This is a genomic window from Bradyrhizobium sp. MI1.11 (assembly GCF_055811255.1).
Genome location: NZ_JBVVPM010000009.1, coordinates 44,215 through 66,155, shown reverse-complemented (window position 1 = coordinate 66,155; position 21,941 = coordinate 44,215). Strand labels below are relative to the sequence as shown.

Here is a 21,941-nt window from a genome sequence, read left to right as displayed (position 1 = left end):
GTGGTGTTGGTACAATTGCTTAGGGCCGATCCTTCACTCGGGGAAATTAGTTTATCGTGCGACATCAAAAGCTTCCCAGCTCGCTCATAGTTGCGTTGGCGGCCATAGCCCCGCTGGTCGCGGGCTGTTCGGGCGGGACCGATCTGTTGTCCAGGGATGCCCAGTGGTTCAACACGCCCAGCCGCCTGTTCATCAAAAGCATCTCGATCGAGTCGCCGCCGCTAACCCCCGACAAGCCGGTTGGGGCCGAGGATCTGGTCAGCGCCGACGGGGCTTGTGCCGGCATGGCGCCGCCGCCCGGGCCGGCTGATGCGAATGCGTCGACGACCGCGCCGGCTCCCATGGGCGGCACCGTCGCGCTCGGCCACACCGAATGCGATGTGGTGCGCGGCATCGGCGCGCCCTCGAGCGTCAACCTCTCCGGTGATGCCGCCGGCAGGCGCGTTGCGGTCGTGACCTGGACGACCGGTCCGCGCGCCGGCATCTACACCTTCACGGCCGGCCGCCTGTCCTCGATCGAGGGCACGCCGGAGGCGCCGGTCATGCCGAAGGCGACCAAGCCGAAGCCGAAGAAGAAGTCGGCGGCGTAACGGGTTTGGCCTTTTGCCCTGATGCTGGTTGCAGCTGTCGCTGCGATCGGCCGCGCATGCTTGCCCCTATCGTCAAGCGATTTTGCATCCATTGATTGCGATGGGCGGGCGTGAATCGTGACCTCTCCGTTCTCGCTCGCCGGCGATCTTGTTCGCGAGTTTCGACATCGCGGATGCCGACCTTCGCCCAAAGCGTCTTCATTGCCTCGAGCCGCGTTTTTCCGCGCGCGTTGAAAGTCACGGGGGCGTTACGCGTGATCCGTGATCACGCGATTCGTGATGAGAGAGCCTTCGCATTCGCTTTCGAAAACTGCCCCGAAGCAAAACTGGAGGAAATCTCCAGAATAATCACGCGCGTCTCAAGCAACGGTTCAAGAATGTCATGTGCGCGGCTGCTACGCATCGAAGGGAGGGGCTAGGTCGGAAGGATCATTTGGATGTCCATTACCTCTGTGTTTTCCCCGGTTACGGGGCAGCTCACCATTTTCGGCGACAGCGCGAATAACGGCCTTGTGATAAGTCGCGACAAGTCCGGCCGCATCCTGGTCAATAACGGGCACGTGAAAACGGTTGGTGGCGAACCCACCGTCGACAACACCACTGCGATCGACATCTTCGGTCAAGGCGGTGACGACACGATCACCGTCGACGAATGCCACGGCCCGATGCCGGCGGTGCACATCTTCGGCGGCGACGGCAATGACAGGATCACGGGCGGCTCGGGAGCCGATCTCCTGTTTGGTCAGGCCGGCAACGATTTGATCAAGGGCGGCGGCGGCAACGATCTGCTGTTCGGCGGAGCGGGTAACGACGTCCTGGACGGCGGCAGCGGCGACAATCAGCTGTTCGGCGAGGCCGGCGACGATGTCATGGTCTGGAATCCGGGCGGCGGCACCAACCTGTTCGAGGGTGGTGAGGGCAACGATACGGCTCAGGTCAACGGAAGCAACGCCGCCGAGACGTTCACGATCACGGCGAACGGCACCCGCGTGCGGCTCGACGGGACGGGCGCGGTGCCGTTCTCGCTCGACATCGGCACGACGGAAAATCTCGTCCTGCACGGTGGGGGCGGCGACGATGTCATCACCGCGGGCAACGGGCTCGGCAGCCTGATCTCGCTGACGCTCGATGGCGGCGCCGGCAACGACAGGATTACCGGCGGCGATGGCAACGACCTCATCATCGGCGGCAGCGGGGACGACATCGTCAATGGCGGACGCGGCAACGACGTCGCCCAGCTCGGGAGTGGCGACGACACTTTCATCTGGAATCCCGGTGACGGCAGCGACACGGTCGAAGGCGGATCGGGCAGCGACAAGCTGCTTTTCAATGGCGCCAACATCAACGAGACCATCGACATCTCGGCCAATGGCGGCCGGGTGCGCTTCACCCGCGATGTCGCCAACATCACGATGGATCTCAACAGCGTCGAGCAGATCGAATTCGATGCGCGGGGCGGGGCCGACAACATCACCGTCGGCGACCTCACCGGGACCGGCGTCAAGCAGGTGCTGGTTGATCTCGGAGCCGTTCCGGGAGGGACGCAAGGCGACGGCGCAGCTGACACGGTGACCGTCAACGGCAGCAACGGCAATCAGCACATCGAGGTCACAGCCACGGGCACAACGGTCACGGTCACGGGGCTGCCGGAGCTCGTGACGATCGCAAATGCAGAGGCCGGCAACGATCGGCTGGTCGTTCAGGCGCTCGGCGGCAACGACGTCATCGATGCATCCACGCTCGGCGCGGCGATCGGGCTGACCATCGACGGCGGCGCGGGCAACGACACCATCACCGGCAGCCAGGGCGCCGACACCCTGATGGGCGGCGACGGCAACGACAAGGTCATCGGCGGCCGCGGCAATGACGTCGCGCTTCTTGGCGCAGGCGACGACATCTTCACGTGGAATCCCGGTGACGGCAGCGACGTCGTCGAAGGCGGCGCGGGAACCGATACGCTGGTGTTTAACGGCGCCAACGTGGCCGAGAACATGTCGGTCTCGGCGAACGGAACCCGTGCGCTTCTCACCCGTGACGTCGGTGCTATCGTCATGGACCTCGCTGGCGTCGAGCACGTGCAGATCGCGGCAGCAGGCGGCGCCGACAACATCACGGTCAACGATCTGACCGGGACTGGAATCGCGCAGGTTGCCATCGACCTCAGCGCCGGCCCCGGCAGCCAGAGCGGCGACGGCGCGGCGGACCGCGTGACCGTGAACGGCACGAACGGTGACGACAACATATCGGTCGTGACCGCCGGCGGATCGATCGTGGTCAACGGCCTCGCTGCGCAGGTGACGATTGCACACGCGGACGCCGGTGATGTGCTCGGCATCAACGGCGGACAAGGCAATGACGTCATCGATGCGTCTTCCATCAAGGCGGGACAGTCGTTCAGCCTCAACATCAATGGCGGCGACGGCAACGACACCATCATCGGCAGTGCCGGCAATGACGTGGTGAACGGGGGACGCGGCAACGATTTCGCCAATCTGGGTGCGGGCGACGACACCTTCGTGTGGAATCCCGGCGACGGCAGCGACACCGTCGAAGGCGGGAAGGGCACCGACACGCTGGCATTCAACGGCGCCAATATCAGCGAGAACATCAATATCTCGGCCAATGGCGGTCGGGTGCTGTTCACGCGAGATGTCGCCGCCATTGCGATGGACCTGAACGGGGTCGAACATGTCGACTTCAATGCTCTCGGCGGTGCCGACAACATTACCGTCGGTGACCTCTCCGGCACCGGCGTCAGCCAGGTCGACCTCGATCTCGGCGCCAATGACGGCGCCGCGGATACCGTGACCATCAACGCAACCGGTGGCAACGACGTCATCACGGTGACCGAGCACGACGGCATCATCACGGTGTCGGGGCTTGGCCAGGACATCAACATCACCGATGCCGGCGCGGGCGACAGGATCGTTATCAACGGTCTCGATGGCGACGACGTCATCACGGCTTCCGGCTTGCACAGCGGCATCCAGCTCGTTGCCAATGGCGGCAACGGCGACGATGTGCTGATCGGCAGCCCGGGCAACGACTCGCTGGCGGGTGGTGCCGGTGATGACGTGCTGATCGGCGGCGGCGGCCTCGACATCCTGGACGGCGGCACCGGCAACAACGTCGTCATCCAGGGCGGAGCGTTTGCGGCCGCGATGCTGCTCAACCAGGCCATGGCGGCCAGCTTCGTCCCGGCAGGTGAGGGGAACGGCGAGATGCCGCTGCCCGATCCGCACGCGACGCAGAGCCAGGTGCTCGCACCGCCCCAGCACGCCTGAAGCCGGCGGCATCGGCCCGGAGAACGCTCATGATGACCAACGCGGTCTCCTCCGATACGGGGCTCGATGCGTTGCTGACGCTGCTGCATCTGCAAGGTGTTGCGGCCGATCGCGCGCAGCTCAGGCACCGGCTGGGCGCGGCAAGCTTCGGCGCAGCGGATATCGTCCGCTGCGCCAGGTCTCTCGGACTTAAAGCCAGAACCTATCGCACACAGTGGAGCCGTCTGTCGGACACTCCGCTGCCTGCGATCGCAATGCTGCGGGACGGCGGCTTCATGGTCATCGCAAAGGCCTCCGCCGACAAGGTGCTGGTGCAGTCTCCGGAGGCGCAGCGCCCGGTGCTGATGGATCGCGACGAGCTGTGCGCGATCTGGGACGGCGGCTTGATCCTGATGGTCCGGCGCGCCGGGCTGTCAGACCTCGGACGGCATTTCGATATCACCTGGTTCATCGGCGCGATCGGCAAATACCGGCGGCTGCTGGGCGAGGTGCTGGCGGCTTCGTTCTTCCTCCAGCTTTTTGCGCTGGTCTCGCCGCTGTTCTTCCAGGTCGTGATTGACAAGGTGCTGGTACACCGCTCGCTGTCTACGCTCGACGTTCTCGTCATCGGCCTCGTCGTCGTCTCCCTGTTCGACACCGTGCTCGGGATCCTGCGCAATTACCTGTTTGCGCACACGACCAACCGCATCGACGTGGAGCTCGGGGCACGTCTGTTTCACCATCTGCTGGCGCTGCCGATGGCCTGGTTTCAGGCCAGGCGCGTCGGCGATTCCGTGGCGCGGGTCCGTGAGCTCGAGAACATCCGCAATTTCATCACCAGCTCGTCGTTGACGCTTCTCATCGACATGGTCTTCACCTCGGTGTTCCTCGCGGTGATGTTCGCCTATTCGGCGCAGATGAGCTTCATCGTGCTGGCGTCGTTCCCGTTCTACATCGCGATCTCGGCCGTGGCGACGCCGCTGTTTCGCCGCAGGCTGGACGAGAAATTCCGCCGCGGCGCCGAGAACCAGGCCTTCCTGGTCGAGAGCGTTAGCGGCATCGAAACGCTGAAGGCGATGGCGGTCGAGCCGCAGATGCAGCGCCGCTGGGAAGAGCAGCTCGCCGGCTACGTCTCGGCGAGCTTCGGTGTCACCAGTCTCGGCAACACGGCAAGCCAGCTCGTGCAGCTCGTCAGCAAGGTCGTCACTGCCGGCATTCTCTATGTCGGCGCCAGGCTGGTGATCGGTGACGCACTGACCGTCGGCGAGCTCGTGGCCTTCAACATCTTCGCGGGGCGGGTGTCGGCCCCGGTGCTGCGGCTCGCGCAAGTCTGGCAGGATTTTCATCAGGCGCGGCTGTCGATCGCGCGGCTCGGCGACATCCTCAACAGCGCGGCGGAGCCGGCTTACTCCGCCGCCCGCGCGGGGCTGCCGCCGATCCGGGGCAACATCCGCTTCGAGCACGTCTCCTTCCGCTACCGCCTCGATGGGCCGGAGATCCTGCACGATGTCTCATTCGAGATTCCAGCCGGACAAACCGTCGGCATCGTCGGATCGTCCGGCTCGGGCAAAAGCACCTTCGCCAAGCTGGTGCAGCGGCTCTACGTTCCGCAAGGCGGCCGCGTGCTGGTCGACGGAATGGATCTGATGACGACCGACCCGGCCGGGCTCCGTCGGCAGATCGGAATCGTGCTCCAGGACAACATGCTGTTCAACCGGTCGGTGCGCGACAACATCGCGCTGGCCGATCCGAGCCTGCCGATGGACCGCATTATCGACGCGGCGAAGCTGGCGGGCGCGCATGATTTCATTCTGGAGCTCCCCGAGGGCTACGATACGGTGGTCGGCGAGCGCGGCTCAACGCTCTCGGGCGGGCAGCGCCAGCGCATCGCGATCGCCCGCGCGCTGGTGGGCAATCCCCGGATCCTGATCTTCGACGAAGCCACCAGCGCGCTCGACTATGAAAGCGAGCGGATCATCCATGACAACATGAAGGAGATCGCGAAAGGCCGCACGGTCCTGATCATCGCGCACCGTCTGTCCACCGTCCGCGGCGCCGATCGCATCTTCACCCTGGAACGCGGCCGTCTGGTCGAGGACGGCACGCATGATGCGCTGATCAAGACCGGCGGGCGCTATGCCGCCCTGCATCGTCTCCAGGGAGGCATTTATGAGGTCGGCTAGCGCTGTGCCGGCCGCTCGGCCGGAGCAGACCGTGATCCCGTTCCGGAATGGAAAGGGGCGGGGCGCCGAGGAAGTCGCCTTCCTGCCGGCGGCGCTGGAAATCACGGAAACACCGCCATCGCCGATCGGCCGCGCCATCGCCATGGTCCTGATGCTGCTTGTCTGCGCGGCGATGGCCTGGTCGGCCTGGGGCACGATCGACATCGTGGCCTCCGCAACCGGCAAGGTCGTGTCGAGCGGGCGAAGCAAGGTGGTCCAGCCGTTCGAGACCGGCGTGGTGCGCGCCATTCACGTGCAGGACGGCCAATCGGTCAAATCGGGCGACCTGCTGATCGAGCTCGATCCGACCGTGAACGCCGCGGAGCGCGATCGTCTGCACGACGATCTCATGGCCGAGCGGCTCAACGTCGCGCGCCTCCGCGCCGCATTGGCAGGCGGCGAAGAGGTGTCCGCCGATCTCGTCGTACCAGAGGACGCCGATCCCATGCTGGTCGCGACGCAGCGACAGCTCCTCGCCAATCAGGTCAGCGAGAACAGGGCCAAGCTCGCGGCGCTGGCGCGTCAGGAAGCGCAGAAGGAGGCCGAACATCAGACGATTGCGGCGACGATTCACAAGCTTGATGCGTTGCTGCCGGTCACCCAGCAGCGTGTCGAGATTCGCAAGACGCTGATGGAGAAGGAGATCGGCTCGAAGCTGACCTACTATGAGACCCTCCAGCTCCAGATCGAGCAGCAGGAGGAGCTTCGCGTCCAGAGCAGCCGCTTGAAGGAGGCCGAGGCGGCCGTCGCCGCGATCCGGGAGACTCGCATCCAGGCCTTGGCCGAGTACAGGAAAAGTCTCTCCGACGAGCTTGCCAAGAGCGAACAGAAGGCCAATGGCGTCGCACGCGATCTGATCAAGGCGCAGCAGAGGACGAGGCTTCAGCAACTGACGTCGCCAGTCGACGGCGTCGTGCAGCAGCTCGCGGTCCACACTGTGGGCGGCGTGGTCACGCCCGCGCAGTCGCTGCTGGTGATCGTGCCGACCGATACGCGGCTCGAGATCGAGGCGATGATCTCCAACCGCGATATCGGATTTGTCGAGGCCGGGCAGGGCGCCGCCATCAAGATCGACACTTTCAATTTCACCCGCTACGGGCTTCTCGCAGGCCGGGTCGTGAGCGTCTCGCAGGACGCCATCATCCGCGACCGGCCGCAGGAGCGCGGGAGCGACCGTGCGCTCGCGACGCAACGCGACAGCAGCGAGCCCAGCGGGCAGGAGTTGAGTTACAGCGCCCGTATCTCGCTCGATCGCACCCAGATGCAGGTGGACGACCGCCTCGTCAACCTGTCCCCGGGAATGGCGGTGACCGTCGAAATCAGGACCGGTTCGCGCACCATCCTGAGCTACCTGCTATCGCCGCTGCAGCGTTACCGGCACGAGATCATGCGGGAGCGCTAGTTCCCACATGATGCTGACGAAGCTTCGCGAGACGCGCCGGCTCAGTCGGTGCGGCAAAGAACAGGTTATTGAACGGCTAATCACCAGGTAGCAAAATACCGGTACTGTGCATGGGGTTGTTTTTGCGATTTTGATGTCGGCCCGGTCGCGGAGGCGTCAGCCCGCCGCCTCGTCGAACTGCGTGCTCGCCTCGAGCCACTGCTCCTCGGCACGTGCCAGCGCGTCGGCCGCATTGGCGCGTGCTTTCGACAGTTGGGCGGCCTGCTTGGGGTCGCGGCTGAAGATGTCGGGCAGGGCGAGCGCGGTGTCGATCTTGCTGATGATCTCGCTGACGCGGGCGATCTCGGTTTCGGCTTCCGCGATGCGTTTCTTCAGCGAGCCGCGATTGTCCGATCTCGGACGCTGCGGCTTCTCGCTCGCGGCGCTGCGTTCGCGCGGCGCGGGCTCGCCATTGCGCGCGGACAGCACCAGGCGGCGATATTCGTCGAGGTCGCCGTCGTAATTGGTCACGGTGCGGTCGGCGACGATCCAGAGTTGATCGGCGCAGGACTCGATCAGATAGCGGTCGTGCGAGACCATGATGACCGCGCCGGGGAATTCGTTGATCGCTTCCGCAAGCGCTGCGCGGCTGTCGATGTCGAGATGGTTGGTCGGCTCGTCCAGGATGATCATGTTGGGGCCGAAGAAGGTCGCAAGTCCCAGCAGGAGCCGCGCCTTCTCGCCGCCCGACAATTTTCCGACCTTGGTGTCGGCCGCCTTGCCGGAGAATCCGATGGCGCCGGCGCGGGCGCGTACTTTCGCTTCGGGCGCCTCGCCCATCAGCTTGCGGACGTGGTCGTAGGTCGAGGCATCCTCGTTCAATTCGTCGAGCTGGTGCTGGGCGAAATAGGCAATCGAGAGCTTGTCGGCGCGGGTCACCTTGCCCGAGAACGGCGCGAGGCGGCCCGCAAGCAGTTTGACCAACGTCGACTTGCCATTGCCATTGGAGCCGAGCAGCGCGATGCGGTCGTCATTGTCGACGCGCAAGGTGACGCGGTTCAGCACGGGCGTGTTCGGATCGTAGCCGACCACGACGTTGTCGGCGGCGATGATCGGCGGCGACAGGATCTTCTCGGGCGCGGGAAAGCTGATCTCGCGCACGTCCTGGGTGACCAGCGCCGTGATCGGCTTCAGCCGTTCCAGCATTTTCACACGGGACTGCGCCTGGCGGGCTTTCGAGGCTTTGGCCTTGAAGCGGTCGACAAAGGCTTGCAGGCGCGCGCGTTCGGCTTCCTGGCGCTTGACCGCTTTGGCATCGAGCATCTCGCGCATGGCGCGTTGCTCTTCGAACGAGGAGTAGGTGCCTTTGTAAAGCGTGAGCTTGCCGCGCTCCAGATGCAGGATCTGGTCGACCGAGCTTTCAAGGAGATCACGGTCGTGGCTGATCACGATCACCGTGCGCGGATAATGGGCGAGGTGATCCTCGAGCCACAGCGTCCCCTCGAGGTCGAGATAGTTGGTGGGCTCGTCGAGCAGCAACAGGTCGGGCGCCGCGAACAGCGTTGCGGCGAGCGCAACGCGCATGCGCCAGCCGCCGGAGAATTCGGCGCAGGGGCGGAGCTGGTCGTTGGCGGAGAAGCCGAGGCCGGACAGGATGGCGGCGGCACGGCTCGGTGCCGAATGCGCGTCGATGTCGACCAGCCGGGTCTGGATCTCGGCGATCCGGTGCGGATCGGCCGCGCTCTCGGCCTCGGTGAGCAGCGCGTCGCGTTCGAGGTCGGCCTTGAGCACGACTGAGATCAGGCTCTCGGGGCCGTTCGGCGCTTCCTGCGCGAGGCTGCCGACGCGCCAGCGAGGCGGCAGGGTCACCGTGCCGTGCTCGGCGGCGAGCTCGCCGCGGATCACCTTGAACAGGGTCGATTTGCCGGTGCCGTTGCGACCGACCATGCCGACGCGCGATCCGGGCGTGATCTGCACGGAACTCTGGTCAATCAGAAGGCGTCCGGCGAGGCGGATGGAGAGGTCGGTGATGGAGAGCATGCGGCCTTGTCACCGCACCCGCGATCAAACGCAACCCGTTTTTCCGTGTCTGCAAGCCGGTGCGTGTCAACTCAGTGCGAATCGCGCTCGCGCTGCTTCAGCTCATTGAGGAGTTGCTCGAGGTGCGTCGGAAGCCTGGCTTCGGGCCGCAGGCTCTGCTGGAGCCGTTCGGCCACGGCATCGGAGATCGAGCGGCTGGTGCGCCGGTCGATTTGCTCGCTGTCATTGGCAAAAGGGCCAGCCATCGCAGGGTTCCGTGTTCTCAAAGAAGCAACACGGTACCAAGTCCTTGGCCCCCAAATGGTTTCGCCACTCGCGGCGATTGCGCGGCATTCTAGCAAAAATTGTGTGAAGCCGCGCAATGTCCCCCTCCGAATACAAAGCCCCGGCGCTGGGGGACGCCGGGGCTTCGCTTGGAAGGTACCTTGGGGGGCTCAGGTACCTTTGGAAAGGTGCTGTCGGGCTCAGTAGCAGCGGTTGATCATCCGCCAGCGGGGTCCCCAGGGGGTCGGGACCAGCCGGCGCACATAGCAGCCGCCATAGCCGTAGGAGACGGGGGCATAGAAGCGCGGGCCACCCCAGCCGTAACCGTGATGCCAGCCGCCGCCGCCGCCGTGCCAGCCCCAGCCGCCACCATGCCAGTGCGCAGAGGCGGAGGTCGGTGCCAGCGCGGCACCAAGCGCAACCGCGGCAACAGCGGCGAGCGAAAGTTTCCTCAACATGGTGATCTCCTCAAAACTGCCGACGCGGGGCTATCGCGTCGATGGAAAGGCCGCCGAAACGGTCCGCCTCGGGAGGAGGCTTTGGTTTCGATGGACCTGAGGTTATCCGAGCGAGGCTGAACCAAACCCTGACGAGGCCTTCAGATTGGGTTCATTTAGGTGAAATCGTCGTAATCCATGTTGGCATTCTGACTCCTGGCCTGCGGCCAAGCGCCCGCGAGGCGGTTTTGGCGGTCGCTTGCCGTATGGCGAAGGCGCCGATATAAGCCCGGCAACTCCGAACCACCGTTTTCTCTTCAAGGACAAGATCATGGCCATCGAACGCACCTTCTCGATCATCAAGCCCGACGCCACAGCGCGTAACCTCACCGGTGCGGTTAACGCCGTGATCGAGAAGGCGGGCCTGCGCATCGTCGCGCAGAAGCGCATCCGCATGACCAAGGAACAGGCCGAGACCTTCTATGCGGTCCACAAGGCGCGCCCCTTCTTCGGTGAGCTCGTGGACTTCATGACGTCGGGCCCCGTGGTGGTCCAGGTGCTGGAAGGCGAGGGTGCCGTCTCCAAGTATCGCGACGTGATGGGGGCGACCGATCCGTCCAAGGCGGCTGACGGCACCATCCGCAAGCTCTACGCCAAGTCGATCGGTGAGAACTCCGCGCACGGTTCGGATGCGCCGGAGACCGCCGCGATCGAGATCGCGCAATTCTTCTCGGGCAACGAGATCGTCGGCTGATCCGTCAGCCGATCAGGTAACGAGACGCGGCGAAAGGACGTAGTGTGAACTGGCTCTGGCAGATCTTCGATCCCGCTACGATCGGGGCATTCTTCACCCAGTTCCGCGTTGAGATGGCCGAACCGACCTTCTGGGTCGCGGTCGGCAAGATCATCTGGATCAACATCCTCTTGTCCGGCGACAATGCGCTGGTGATCGCGCTCGCCTGCCGCGGCCTCAAGCCGCGGCATCGGCTGTGGGGCATGATCCTGGGTGCCGGCGCCGCGGTGGTGCTGCGGATCATCTTCACGGGCATCGTCGCGAGCCTGATGGAGCTGCCGTACCTCAAGCTGGTCGGCGGTCTTGCGCTGATCGTGATTGCGGCAAAGCTGCTGGTGCCGGAACAGGACGACGAGGACGGCGTGGAGTCGGCTTCGCATCTGTGGCAGGCCGTGCAGATCGTCGTCGTCGCCGACATCGTCATGAGCCTGGACAACGTCATTGCGGTGGCCGCGGCCGCCAATGGCAGCGCGCCCTTGCTGGTGCTCGGTCTTGCCATCAGCGTGCCCTTGATCGTCGCCGGTGCGGCGCTGATCATGGCGCTGCTCGCAAAGCTGCCGGTTCTGGTGTGGGCCGGCGCGGCGCTGCTCGGCTGGATTGCGGGCGAGGTGATCGCTACCGATCCCGGCATCGCGCCGAGGCTGCACACGCTGTTCGACGGTCCGTTCGGCGCCTCGCTCGACAACGTGCTCAGCGCCTTGCGCATCCCGCCGCAATTCGCCCATGGCGGCGGAGGCGGCGAATATCTGTGCGCAGCTCTCGGCGTCGTCGTCGTGCTGGCCGTCGGCTCCATCTGGCGCCGGCGCAGCATGAGCGCGGCCGCGCTGGAGTCCTCCGAGCGCCACGCCAAGGCCTCGGCGGAATAGGCTTATCTTTCGAGCATAATCTTTTCGGAAAAGCGCTTCAGGCTTTTCCGGATCATGCGCTAGCGCCGCACGATCGAGCCGGCGCGGTTGATCAGGCGGGCGAGCGCGCGGAAGCGGCTGCCGACGCGATCCGCGACGAGATCGCCGAGGCGGTGCTCGAACACCAGCAACAGCTTGCGGCCCACGCTGCGGAAATGCGTCGCGGGCAAGACGCCCGGACGCGCCGCCGAGATCAGATGCGCAACGCGGAAGGCCGCGCCGAGTAGGCGGGCGCGTTCGAGTTGCGCCGGCGTCAGCAGCTCCTGCATGGCGACCGGCGGCTGGTTCTCCTCGCTGAGCCCCGCATAGCGATAGAACACGGACAGGCCGACGAAGGCGCGCTCGGTGTGGGTGATCGCGCCGAAATTGCCGTTGACGACGAGGCTCAGCGTCTGCTCGCCGCGATGATCGGGATGCACCCGCCAGCCGATGTCGGACAACAGGCACGCGGCGTGGCGCAGACGGCGGTCCTCCTCGGTCTCGCGCAGCTTCACCACGCGCGCGAGGCGGTCGGTCCAGGCGATCAACTCGCGCGCGTGCTTTGCCGAACGAGACAGCAGCTGGTTCAGCTCCTCGGCCGCGCAGATCAGTCCGTCCTTGTTGCGTTCGGACTCCGGCAGCTTCTCGTGCAGCAGGCCCTCGCGCACGCCGAAGGTCGAGAACACGATGGTCTTCGGCTTCGCCACCCGGATGATGTGCTCGAGCACCAGTGCCGCATAGGTGAGGAGCGGGCGCCGGGCGTCGGCGACGATCTCGATGTCTGCAAGCATGCCGGCGGCCGCAAGCCGGCGGAGACGTCGGGAAAAATCGAGCGCCTCGGCAGCCGAAATCGAATAGCCGTGCATCACCTGGAGCGGGTAGCCGCTCTGGATGATGTGGATGCGCGCCAGCGCGCGCCAGGTACCGCCGACGGCGTAGAAGCTGCGGCCGCTCCCGGCCTTGAGCTGCGGCACCCCGTCGAGCGCTTCGCGCACGATGCGGTCGGCGCGTTTCAGGGATTTATGCGCGAGGTCCTGCAGCGCGAGGCCGCCGAGTGGCAGCGTCACGCCGCTGCGCACCGTGTTTTTGCGCACGTCGATCAGTTCGAGCGAGCCGCCGCCGAGGTCGCCGACGATGCCGTCGGGATGATGGATGCCGGAGATCACGCCAAGCGCCGACAGCCGCGCCTCGCGCGGGCCCGACAGGATCTCGATCTTCACCGCGCAGATGCGCTCGGCTTTCGCGATGAAGTCGGGGCCGTTGGAGGCGTCGCGGCAAGCGGCGGTCGCAATCGCAAACACCCGCCCGACCTGCATCACCCGGCACAGCGCACGGAAGCGCTTGAGCGAGGTCAGTGCCTTGTCGACGGCGTCGGGCGCTAGCAGGCCCGTGCTCTGCACCTCGCGCCCGAGCCCGCACAGCGTCTTCTCGTTGAAGATCGGAATCAGGCTCCGCGTCAGTCCCTCGTAGACGACGAGACGGACCGAGTTGGAGCCGATGTCGATGACCGCGACGCTCGAGCCGCGCTTGCGCGGCCGCTTCACGTCGACGATCCCGGATCAGGATTGATGACGTTCATTACGGCGCGTGAGGCGGCGCGGCGAGGATTCCTTGAGCGACTTACCACGGCCAGACAGACTCGGATTGGTCATGAAGTAGTTGTGGACGTTGAAAGGCTCCTCGCCCTTCGCGGTCTTCATACGCGTTGAGGACCCGTCCGGCAACAATTGCCAGCTCTGTTCATTGTCCTTGAGATTGGCGACCATGATCTGTTCGAGAACCTGCTGATGCACCGTGGGATTTTGCAGCGGACACAGCACCTCGACGCGGCGGTCGAGATTGCGCGGCATCATGTCGGCCGAGGAGATATACACAGCCGCTTTCGCGCTCGGCAGGCCCTGGCCCATGCCGAAGCAGTAAATTCGGCCGTGTTCGAGGAATCGTCCGATGATCGACTTGACGCGGATGTTCTCCGACAGGCCGGGAATGCCGGGCCGCAGGCAGCAGATACCGCGCACCACAAGCTCGACCTGCACGCCGGCCTGTGAGGCCTCGTAGAGCGCGTCGATAATGTCGGGGTCGACCAGCGCGTTCATCTTCATCCAGACCGCACCGGGCCGGCCGTGGCGCGCATGCGCGGTCTCGCCCTGGATGTGCTCGATGATGCGCTTGCGCAAGGTCAGCGGCGAGACCGCCATCTTTTCAAGATCGCTCGGCGCGGCATAGCCGGTGATGAAGTTGAACACGCGGGCGGCATCGCGGCCGATGGTCGGGTCCGAGGTGAAGTAGGAGAGGTCGGTGTAGATGCGCGCGGTCACCGGGTGGTAATTGCCGGTGCCGGTGTGGACGTAAGTCGTGAGGCTGCCGCCCTCGCGGCGCACCACCATCGACAATTTCGCGTGGGTCTTCAGTTCGAGGAAGCCATAGACGACCTGCACGCCGGCGCGCTCGAGGTCGCGTGCCCAGCGGATGTTGGCCTCCTCGTCGAAGCGGGCCTTCAGCTCGATCAGCGCGGTGACGGATTTGCCGGCTTCTGCAGCTTCCACGAGCGCGCGCACGATCGGCGAGTTGCTCGAGGTGCGGTAGAGCGTCTGCTTGATGGCGACGACGTCGGGGTCGCGCGTCGCCTGCTGGAGAAACTGCACCACGACGTCGAAGGATTCATAGGGGTGATGAACGACGAGATCCTTCTGCCGGATCGCAGCGAAGATGTCGCCGCCTTGCTCGCGCACGCGCTCGGGATGGCGGGGCACGTAAGGGGTGAATTCCAGATCGGGCCGGTCGAGGCGGGTGAGCTGCGAGAGCTCGTTCATGGCGAGCACGCCATCGACCAGGAACACCTCGTCGTCGGCGGTCGACAGCGCGTGCTGTACGAAGCTGCGCAGCTGCTCCGGCATCTTGGCATCGATCTCGAGCCGGATCACCGAGCCGCGGCGGCGGCGCTTCAGCGCGGTCTCGAACAAGCGGACGAGATCCTCGGCCTCTTCCTCGATTTCGAGTTCGGAGTCGCGGATGACACGGAAGGCGCCCTGGCCGTGAAGATTGTAGCCGGGGAACAGGCGGTTGATGAATAGCGCGGTGGCCTGCTCCAGCGAGATCAGCCGGACTATCTTGCCCTCGGCCGGCAGGCGGATGAAGCGGTCGATCTTGCCGGGCATGCGGATCAGCGCGTTCATCTGCTTGCCGTCGGCGGCGCGCGTGAGCTGGAGCGCGATGGTGAAGCCGAGGCTCGGAATGAACGGGAAGGGGTGGGCCGGGTCGATCGCGAGCGGTGTCAGCAGCGGGAACACGTTACTGAGGAAGTAGTCCTCGACCCAGGTTCGTTCCGCTTTGGTGACTTCCTTGCCCTCGACCAGCACGATGCCCTCGTCGGCGAGCGTGCCGCGCAGGTCGCGCCAGATTGCCTGCTGGTCGGAGGCAAGCTGCGAAACGGTCCGGTTGATGAGCGCGAGCTGCTCGGACGGCGTCAGACCGTCGGGGCTGCGCTCGGCAATGCCCTCGCGCACCTGGGCCTTGATGCCGGCGACGCGGACCATGAAGAACTCGTCGAGGTTATTCGCTGAAATCGACAGGAATCGCACCCGCTCCAGCATGGGGTGGCTGGGATTGACCGATTCCTCCAGGACGCGGCGGTTGAAGTGCAGCCAGGAGAGCTCGCGATTGATGAACCGCTCGGGGCTCGATGCGATCGCCGGCGGGCCTTCGGCTTCCGGGGCTTTTTCTTTAACTTCAACAGCTTGCGCAGAGTCCATCAGAAGTCGATCCATCCAGTTCGCCCCAATTTGCGACTTACGCGCAAAACCCGCGGGAGCATGTGTTAGAGCGATGACGTTTCGATGACATTGATGTTCCGCGGCCCGGCCGCGTCAAGCCGCCTTGGTCAGACATCCCGGAGCAGCTCGGCCGCCAGGGCCCGGGTGACGGGGCGGCCGAGGCGCAGGGCCTCGCTGTCCAGCAGGTCCACAGCCCGTCGGGCGGCGGCCGAGGACCGCTCCAGGCGAGTGGCGAGGTAGCTGACCACGCTCTCGTCCATGGCGAGCTGGCGGTCGGCGCAGAATTTGACGATCAGGCCGCGGAAGAGCTGGTCGTCAGGCGGCAGCAGCGAGATAACGGGGACAGCGCGGAGCCGCGAGCGCAGGTCGGCGAGCTCGATCTCGAGAGAGGCGGGCGCCTCGCGTCCGGTGAAGAGGACGTAGGCGCCGTCCTCGCGGGCCAGATTCATCAGATGGAACAGGGCGCGCTCATCGAATTCCCTCGCCTTGGGATCCTCGACCACCAGCGCGCCGGTGGCGAGCGCAGCCGGGACGGCTTCGGCGGTCAGCCCATTGGCCGTGGTCGAGCGGGCGCCTGAGGCCTCGGCCCAGATCGCGGCGAGATGGCTCTTGCCGCTTCCTTCCGGGCCGGCCAGCCACATGATCCGGTTCGGCCATTCCGGCCAGGCGTCGATGAGGGCAAGACCGGCGGCGTTGACGGGGCCCTCAAGGAAATTGTCCCGGCTCAGGCTCTCCGCATGCGGTAGCGAAAACGCCAATTGTCGGGGATGAACGCGGCCTGGCACGCTTGCTTTGCTCCGTGCCGGCATATGCCGGCTTGGTTTGAAGAGATGCGACTTAATCGAACGGGAGTTGGCCTTTGCGGGGCCGCTTCCCAACTCATTTGGCCTCGATCGTGCTGCTACTTGGCCTCGATCGTGCTCATGTGCCGCAACCACTCGACGAGATAGAGCGACACGGAGGAGAGCGTGAAGATCGTGACGAGGCCCATCAGGATTATATCATAAGGACCGGCTTTGAAGCCGAAGGCGAGGGCGGCCAGTACCAGCGCTGCGAACGCCACCTGGGCCACAGTGTTGAGCTTGGATACCTTCGAGGGCTTCATCTCCACAGGGCGGTCGAACAGCCACGATATGATCACGGCGGCGACGATCATGATGTCGCGCGAGACCACCAGGATGACGATCCAGCGCGGAATCGCGCCCCAGATGCCCAAGGCCATGTAGATCGAGACCAGCAGCGCCTTGTCGGCGAGCGGGTCGAGCAAGGCGCCGAGCTCGCTCGTCATGTTGAAGCGCTTGGCAAGGAAGCCGTCGACCGCGTCGCTGATACCGGCGATCAGGAAGACGGCGAACGCCACCTCCATTTGGCTCGACACGATGGCCCAGACGATGATCGGGACCAGCATGATGCGGCCCAAAGTAATGATGTTCGGTATACTCACACGGCGCTTCCCGGCACCCGGCCTGACCTCGAATTCGGCCCTTTGCAGGCTGAACCGGTTGATATCTCTACATAGTATACGGCGGCGCGCCATGCGAGCCATTGCGCGTCCCCGGAATTCGACGTAACCAGCCGCAAACCCACTGGAAATCGGGCATGACCGACCGCAAAAACGGCCTCACTTACGCCGATTCAGGCGTCGATATCGATGCGGGCAACCGCTTGGTCGACCTGATCAAGCCGATGGTGCGCGCCACCGCACGGCCCGGCGCCGACGCCGAAATCGGGGGATTCGGCGGCCTATTCGATCTCAAGGCCGCCGGTTTCAAGGATCCCATCCTGGTGGCCGCGACCGATGGCGTCGGCACCAAGCTCAAGATCGCGATCGAGACCGGCCTGCATGGCGGGATCGGCATCGACCTCGTCGCCATGAGCGTCAACGACCTCGTGGTGCAGGGCGCCGAGCCGCTGTTCTTCCTGGACTATTTTGCCTGCGGCAAGCTCGATCCGGAGGCGACCGCGTCGATTGTCGCCGGCGTCGCCGAAGGCTGCCGCGAATCCGGCTGCGCCCTGATCGGCGGCGAGACGGCCGAGATGCCCGGCCTCTACAAGGACGGCGACTACGACCTCGGCGGCTTTGCCGTCGGCGCCGCCGAGCGGGGCACGCTCCTGCCGCGCAAGGACATCGCCGCCGGCGATGCCGTGATCGGGCTCGCTTCGTCGGGCGTGCACTCCAACGGTTTCTCGCTGGTGCGCAAGATCGTGGAACAATCCGGCCTCGGCTTCGGGGCGCAGGCGCCGTTTGCGCCCGTCATGACGCTCGGCGGCGCGTTGCTGACGCCGACGCGTCTCTACGTCAAATCCTGCCTGCGCGCGATCCGCGAGACCGGCGCGGTGAAGGGGCTTGCCCACATCACCGGAGGCGGCTTCACCGACAACATTCCGCGCGTACTGCCGAAGCATCTCGGCGTCGGTATCGATCTGGCGCGCCTGCCAGTGCTGCCGGTGTTCAAATGGCTGGCCGCGCAGGCCGGCATCGCCGAGCTCGAAATGTTGCGGACCTTCAATTGCGGGATCGGCATGATCGCAATCGTCGAGCCGGACAAGGTCGAAGAGGTCGTCGAGGTCTTCGCCGATGCCGGTGAGACCGTGGCACAGCTCGGCACTGTGATCCCGGCTGAGGGCGAGCACCGCGTCGTCTATAACGGCCATCTCGATCTGGCGCTGTGATGAAACGCCGCGTCGCCATCCTGATTTCCGGCCGTGGCTCCAACATGGCTGCGCTGATCAAGGGCGCGGCCGCGCCGGATTTTCCGGCGGAGATTTCGCTCGTCATCTCGAACAAGGCCGATGCGCAGGGGTTGGAAAGGGCCAAAGCGAGCGGCGTGAAGACGCTGGTGATCGAAAGCAAGCCGTTCGGCAAGGACCGCGCCGGCTTCGAGAAGGTGCTGCAAGCAGCGCTCGATCAGCACGGCATCGAGCTGATTTGCCTCGGCGGCTTCATGCGCCTGTTCACGGCCGAATTCACCGAGGCCTGGTACGGGCGGATGCTCAACATCCATCCCTCGCTGCTGCCATCGTTCCCCGGTCTCGACCCGCACGGCCAGGCGTTGCGCGCCGGCGTCAAGCTGTCCGGAGCGACAGTGCACTTCGTGATCCCCGAGACCGACGCCGGTCCAATCGTGATGCAGGGCGCCGTTCCCGTCAGCGACCACGACACGGCGGACACGCTGTCGGAGCGTATCCTCGAAGTCGAGCACCGCATCTATCCCGCAGCACTGAGCCTGCTCGCGACGGGCAAGGTCCGGATCGAGGGCGATGTGTGCAAGACCGCGGGCAGCGGGCCGTCGGAGAACTTTCTGGTTGCGCCGTTGGTGCGGTGAAGCGCCGTCGCACTCGGAATACTTTCATCCCAAACAAAAACCCCCGGCAGAGCCGGGGGCAACGTCATGATCTCTTGCGCAGACCGCGAGAGCAATCAGGAAACCTTGAGGTTCTCCGCGGATGCCTTGCCGCGGTTCTCCACGAGGTCGTATTCAACCACCTGATTTTCATTGAGGGTCGAGAGTCCGGCGCGCTCGACGGCGGAGATGTGGACGAAGACGTCCTTGTCACTGCCGTTCGGCTTGATGAACCCATAGCCCTTGGTCGGGTTGAACCATTTGACGGTGCCCTTTTGCGGCATCCTCAGTCTCCTCCGCTAGATACAAAAACGACGCGGCCGCTTTTCGCGTGCCACGCCACAAACGGGCCTCCGGTAGTCTGTTCGAGTCTTGAGTTTCAATGTCGCGAAACGCACAGTCGAGCGGCCAATTCCGATTGTGTCCGATATTGCAACATGAAAATCGCCCGTTAGCAAGCCGCGCGCGAATTTCAAGAGCCCGACCGGAGTGCCCGTCCGCAATTTGCGACCTGTGGCCGCGGAACCACAATCGGAAGCAATGCCTTTGCCCGGACGCGCCAGCCGGTTGACCCTCAGTAACAGTTCGGCACAAATCGCGGCACGCGTGCGCCGCTCCTGTTGCATTTTTGCGCGCCGCCCTTTGCTTCGGGATTTGTCGCCATGTGCTGCACGTCGCAGCCCTCAGAGACACGGCAGGCGATCAGGCTGAACCGCGTCCGTTGGATCGCGGCTGCCGTGGCGTTTGCGCTCATCATGCTACTGTCGACGACATCAGGCTTTGCGCAAAGTCCGACGCCTACGCCTACGCCGACCCCGACGCCCACGCCGTCACCGACGCCGATTCCGATTCCGATTCCGATTCCGACGGTGACCAATTACGACCAGTCGGCCGGCAACAGCGCGCTCAATCTCGGCTCGAATTTCCTGGAGCGGCTCGGCAGCCAGGCTTCTGGCGGCGTCAACCGGGCGTTCCGGACCAATCCCGGCGGCGGCGGCGCATCGGCGGGCGCGGAAGATCCGCGCTACCGCACCTGGTTCGAGGGTTACGGCATCTCGGTCCGGACGGATGCACAAGGAGACTTTGTCGGCGACAAGCGGAAGACGTTTGGCGGTGTCGCAGGCCTTGGCGCGCGGCTCGCGCCGGGTGTCAATCTCGGCTTCTCCGTCGACCAGAGCCACACCGACATCGATGTGCCGCTCGCACTTCAGTCCGCCACGCTGGACCTGACGCAACTCGGCTTCAGCGGCTCCGTCGACAAGGGCCCCTGGACCTGGGCGTTCGCGGTGGTGCACGGCTTCGGCAAGGTCCGCTCCAGCCGGGACACCGGCCTGGGACTTGCGACCGCGGGTTATCGCGCCGCAGTCGACGGCGCGCTGACCGAGATCAGCTATTACTGGACCAAGGATCAGATGCGGATCGTGCCCAAGGGTGCACTGGAATATGTCCGCGCCACCAGCGTCGCGTTCCAGGAGGTTGGCGGCCTCGATCCACTCAATGTCGGCTCGACGGCGCTCTCGCGCGCGCGCGTCATGATCGGAGCCGAGATCGGGCGCTACTTCATCTTCGACCAGAAGATCCTGGACCTGTCCGCCTACGGCAAGTTCGTCGACAATTTCCATCAGAACCTGGGATCGGTGCAAGTCAGCCTCGGGAGTCAGAGCATCGTCGTGCCCGGCATCGGCGAGAGCCGTTACGGCACGGATGCCGGCGCCTCGGCCTCGCTCAGCCTGACCAACACGGCGCGGCTCTACGTCAATTACGACGGCAAGTTCCGCAAGGAGCTGACGTCGCACCAGGGCGCGGTCGGCTTCGAACATCGGTGGTGAGGCGAAGCCTGCCCGCGTCGGCCCAGAGGAGGATCCGGAAAACTGCGAAGCGGTTTCCCGAAAAGATCATGCTCAAGCTTTAAGTCGGCATTGCCGCGACATAGCCCGTCAATCCAAAACCCTCGCGCGCGACCGTCATCATCGGCGCCAGCGCGTTCGGGTGGATGAACTCGTCGCGGAAACAGGGGTGGGCCTTGGGATCGAAGATTTTCTTCAGCCAATCGACCACGATCTTGTGGCGCTCGGAGGCGCGGAACTCCTTGTGATAGGTAAGCCAGAGATCGGCGTGGTGGCTGACGCCGAGATCGACGGCGACGAGCGGGGCGCCGAGCGCGATCGAGACCGTCGGCAGGAATCCGATGCCGGCGCCGCGCTCCACCGCGTAGAGCACGCCGACCGAGGAATTGGTCTTGATCCCGACGATGCCCTCGAGCGACTTAAGTCCGAGCACGCGGGCATAAGCGCCGTCGTCGACCTGCGGAGCGCTCTGCTTGATGATGCGGTGGTTCTTCAGCTCGGCCAGGCTCGCCGGCACGCCGTAGAGGTTTTCGTACTCTTTGGACACGAAGGGATAGATGTGCAGCCGGCCGAGCTTGGCGACGATCAGATCGGGATTGGTCGGCGGCTCGAGCTGGATCGCAATATCGGATTCGAGCCGCGCGACGTCGGCCTGTTCCATCGCGCAGCGCAGGTCGACGGTGATCTTGCGATAGGTCTTCTGGAAGTCGATCAGTCGCGGCAGGATCCAGAAATTGCCGGGACCTTCGGTCACCGCGACCCGCACGGTGCCTGACATGTCGTTCGACGATCGCGAGGCTCGCCGGAACACGTTGAAGGCATGACGCTCCATATGCGCCACGTCGGCGATCATCGCGCTGCCTTCGTCGCTGAGCGTGAGCCCGCTCTGGTCGCGCAGGAACAGCTTGCAGTCGATGCTCTCTTCGAGCCGGTCGATCCTGCGCATCAAGGTGGTGGAGGTGAGCCCGAGCTCCTCGGCGGCGTTGCGGAAACTTTTATATTTTGCGCAAGCTAAAAACAGTTTCAAATCGTCCCAGGACATGTCCAGGGCTTCTTCACGGTGCTGCATTATCGCAGCACCCCGGTGCAATAACTGCTGCATA

18 protein-coding genes are annotated in these 21,941 nt (G+C 64.8%); 9 read left to right on the top strand and 9 right to left on the bottom strand.

The features are described 5' to 3' along the window. Positions 1-95 precede the first annotated feature (95 nt). The 4 genes from AC0L30_RS11770 (at position 96) to AC0L30_RS11755 (ending at position 7,477) form a co-directional block, all read left to right on the top strand. Positions 96-590 (top strand): hypothetical protein, encoded by a 495-nt coding sequence (locus tag AC0L30_RS11770; protein WP_198288228.1) that lies wholly within the window; start codon positions 96-98, stop codon positions 588-590. Positions 591-1,027: 437 nt separating this feature from the next. Further along, positions 1,028-3,874 carry a beta strand repeat-containing protein gene (locus AC0L30_RS11765; protein ID WP_473404331.1) on the top strand — a complete coding sequence of 949 codons (2,847 nt, stop codon included), beginning with the start codon at positions 1,028-1,030 and terminating at the stop codon, positions 3,872-3,874. 29 nt (positions 3,875-3,903) lie between these two features. Next, entirely contained in the window at positions 3,904-6,036 is a 2,133-nt protein-coding gene (locus AC0L30_RS11760) for a type I secretion system permease/ATPase (RefSeq protein ID WP_283843457.1), read from the top strand. Beyond that, the gene (locus tag AC0L30_RS11755; protein WP_219683180.1) at positions 6,023-7,477 is read left to right on the top strand and encodes an HlyD family type I secretion periplasmic adaptor subunit; all 1,455 of its coding nucleotides are present in this window, start codon (positions 6,023-6,025) and stop codon (positions 7,475-7,477) included. Before AC0L30_RS11760 ends, AC0L30_RS11755 begins: the two co-directional genes overlap by 14 nt. A gap of 156 nt (positions 7,478-7,633) precedes the next feature. Here AC0L30_RS11755 and AC0L30_RS11750 read toward each other — a convergent pair whose 3' ends face one another. The 3 genes from AC0L30_RS11750 to AC0L30_RS11740 form a co-directional block, all read right to left on the bottom strand. Next, positions 7,634-9,496, bottom strand: coding sequence for an ABC-F family ATP-binding cassette domain-containing protein (locus AC0L30_RS11750; RefSeq protein WP_219683179.1), 1,863 nt, complete (start codon positions 9,494-9,496; stop codon positions 7,634-7,636). Positions 9,497-9,567: 71 nt separating this feature from the next. Then, on the bottom strand, positions 9,568-9,741 hold the full coding sequence (locus AC0L30_RS11745; protein ID WP_007591955.1) for a hypothetical protein: 174 nt from the start codon (positions 9,739-9,741) through the stop codon (positions 9,568-9,570). Positions 9,742-9,960: 219 nt separating this feature from the next. Continuing rightward, positions 9,961-10,218, bottom strand: coding sequence for a sulfur globule protein precursor (locus AC0L30_RS11740; protein ID WP_219683178.1), 258 nt, complete (start codon positions 10,216-10,218; stop codon positions 9,961-9,963). A 310-nt stretch (positions 10,219-10,528) separates the two neighbouring features. Here AC0L30_RS11740 and ndk point away from each other — a divergent pair, with 310 nt between their 5' ends. After that, positions 10,529-10,951, top strand: a complete 423-nt coding sequence (ndk, locus tag AC0L30_RS11735; RefSeq protein ID WP_007591953.1) for a nucleoside-diphosphate kinase — start codon at positions 10,529-10,531, stop codon at positions 10,949-10,951. 44 nt (positions 10,952-10,995) lie between these two features. After that, on the top strand, positions 10,996-11,856 hold the full coding sequence (locus AC0L30_RS11730) for a TerC family protein (RefSeq protein ID WP_473404330.1): 861 nt from the start codon (positions 10,996-10,998) through the stop codon (positions 11,854-11,856). A gap of 59 nt (positions 11,857-11,915) precedes the next feature. Here the strand turns inward: AC0L30_RS11730 and ppx are convergent, their stop codons facing one another. The 4 genes from ppx to AC0L30_RS11710 all read right to left on the bottom strand — a co-directional run bounded on the left by ppx (position 11,916) and on the right by AC0L30_RS11710 (position 17,091). Next, entirely contained in the window at positions 11,916-13,418 is a 1,503-nt protein-coding gene (gene ppx, locus AC0L30_RS11725) for an exopolyphosphatase (protein WP_007591950.1), read from the bottom strand. A 15-nt stretch (positions 13,419-13,433) separates the two neighbouring features. Then, a complete protein-coding gene (locus AC0L30_RS11720) occupies positions 13,434-15,626 on the bottom strand; it encodes an RNA degradosome polyphosphate kinase (RefSeq protein WP_007591948.1) in 2,193 nt (730 codons plus the stop codon). A gap of 128 nt (positions 15,627-15,754) precedes the next feature. Beyond that, the gene (locus tag AC0L30_RS11715) at positions 15,755-16,432 is read right to left on the bottom strand and encodes a P-loop NTPase family protein (RefSeq protein WP_354163462.1); all 678 of its coding nucleotides are present in this window, start codon (positions 16,430-16,432) and stop codon (positions 15,755-15,757) included. A 116-nt stretch (positions 16,433-16,548) separates the two neighbouring features. Beyond that, entirely contained in the window at positions 16,549-17,091 is a 543-nt protein-coding gene (locus AC0L30_RS11710; protein WP_027517558.1) for a CDP-alcohol phosphatidyltransferase family protein, read from the bottom strand. 155 nt (positions 17,092-17,246) lie between these two features. Here AC0L30_RS11710 and purM point away from each other — a divergent pair, with 155 nt between their 5' ends. Together purM and purN are read left to right on the top strand one after the other, a co-directional pair. Beyond that, entirely contained in the window at positions 17,247-18,320 is a 1,074-nt protein-coding gene (gene purM, locus AC0L30_RS11705; RefSeq protein WP_007591942.1) for a phosphoribosylformylglycinamidine cyclo-ligase, read from the top strand. After that, positions 18,320-18,973: a phosphoribosylglycinamide formyltransferase gene (gene purN / locus AC0L30_RS11700; protein ID WP_219683175.1), complete on the top strand. Its 654-nt coding sequence runs from the start codon at positions 18,320-18,322 to the stop codon at positions 18,971-18,973. The genes purM and purN overlap by 1 nt, the downstream gene beginning before the upstream one ends. 95 nt (positions 18,974-19,068) lie before the next feature. Here purN and AC0L30_RS11695 read toward each other — a convergent pair whose 3' ends face one another. After that, the gene (locus AC0L30_RS11695) at positions 19,069-19,275 is read right to left on the bottom strand and encodes a cold-shock protein (RefSeq protein ID WP_007591938.1); all 207 of its coding nucleotides are present in this window, start codon (positions 19,273-19,275) and stop codon (positions 19,069-19,071) included. A 378-nt stretch (positions 19,276-19,653) separates the two neighbouring features. Between AC0L30_RS11695 and AC0L30_RS11690 the strand changes: the two genes are divergently transcribed. Beyond that, positions 19,654-20,820, top strand: coding sequence for an autotransporter outer membrane beta-barrel domain-containing protein (locus AC0L30_RS11690; protein ID WP_473404329.1), 1,167 nt, complete (start codon positions 19,654-19,656; stop codon positions 20,818-20,820). A 79-nt stretch (positions 20,821-20,899) separates the two neighbouring features. On the opposite strand, the gene AC0L30_RS11685 is transcribed toward AC0L30_RS11690, so the two are convergent. Continuing rightward, complete coding sequence (locus AC0L30_RS11685) at positions 20,900-21,940, bottom strand: LysR family transcriptional regulator (protein ID WP_219683173.1); 1,041 nt, start codon at positions 21,938-21,940, stop codon at positions 20,900-20,902. Between the last annotated feature and the right edge of the window lies 1 nt (position 21,941).

Bases quoted from the DNA above. Each gene is read 5' to 3' on its own strand.
- AC0L30_RS11695 (WP_007591938.1), bottom strand. From the start codon at position 19,275: ATGCCGCAAAAGGGCACCGTCAAATGGTTCAACCCGACCAAGGGCTAT.
- AC0L30_RS11750 (WP_219683179.1), bottom strand. From the start codon at position 9,496: ATGCTCTCCATCACCGACCTCTCCATCCGCCTCGCCGGACGCCTTCTG.
- AC0L30_RS11690 (WP_473404329.1), top strand. From the start codon at position 19,654: ATGTGCTGCACGTCGCAGCCCTCAGAGACACGGCAGGCGATCAGGCTG.
- AC0L30_RS11720 (WP_007591948.1), bottom strand. From the start codon at position 15,626: ATGGACTCTGCGCAAGCTGTTGAAGTTAAAGAAAAAGCCCCGGAAGCC.
- purN (WP_219683175.1), top strand. From the start codon at position 18,320: ATGAAACGCCGCGTCGCCATCCTGATTTCCGGCCGTGGCTCCAACATG.
- AC0L30_RS11765 (WP_473404331.1), top strand. From the start codon at position 1,028: ATGTCCATTACCTCTGTGTTTTCCCCGGTTACGGGGCAGCTCACCATT.
- AC0L30_RS11685 (WP_219683173.1), bottom strand. From the start codon at position 21,940: ATGCAGCAGTTATTGCACCGGGGTGCTGCGATAATGCAGCACCGTGAA.
- purM (WP_007591942.1), top strand. From the start codon at position 17,247: ATGACCGACCGCAAAAACGGCCTCACTTACGCCGATTCAGGCGTCGAT.
- ndk (WP_007591953.1), top strand. From the start codon at position 10,529: ATGGCCATCGAACGCACCTTCTCGATCATCAAGCCCGACGCCACAGCG.
- AC0L30_RS11755 (WP_219683180.1), top strand. From the start codon at position 6,023: ATGAGGTCGGCTAGCGCTGTGCCGGCCGCTCGGCCGGAGCAGACCGTG.
- AC0L30_RS11760 (WP_283843457.1), top strand. From the start codon at position 3,904: ATGATGACCAACGCGGTCTCCTCCGATACGGGGCTCGATGCGTTGCTG.
- AC0L30_RS11745 (WP_007591955.1), bottom strand. From the start codon at position 9,741: ATGGCTGGCCCTTTTGCCAATGACAGCGAGCAAATCGACCGGCGCACC.
- AC0L30_RS11740 (WP_219683178.1), bottom strand. From the start codon at position 10,218: ATGTTGAGGAAACTTTCGCTCGCCGCTGTTGCCGCGGTTGCGCTTGGT.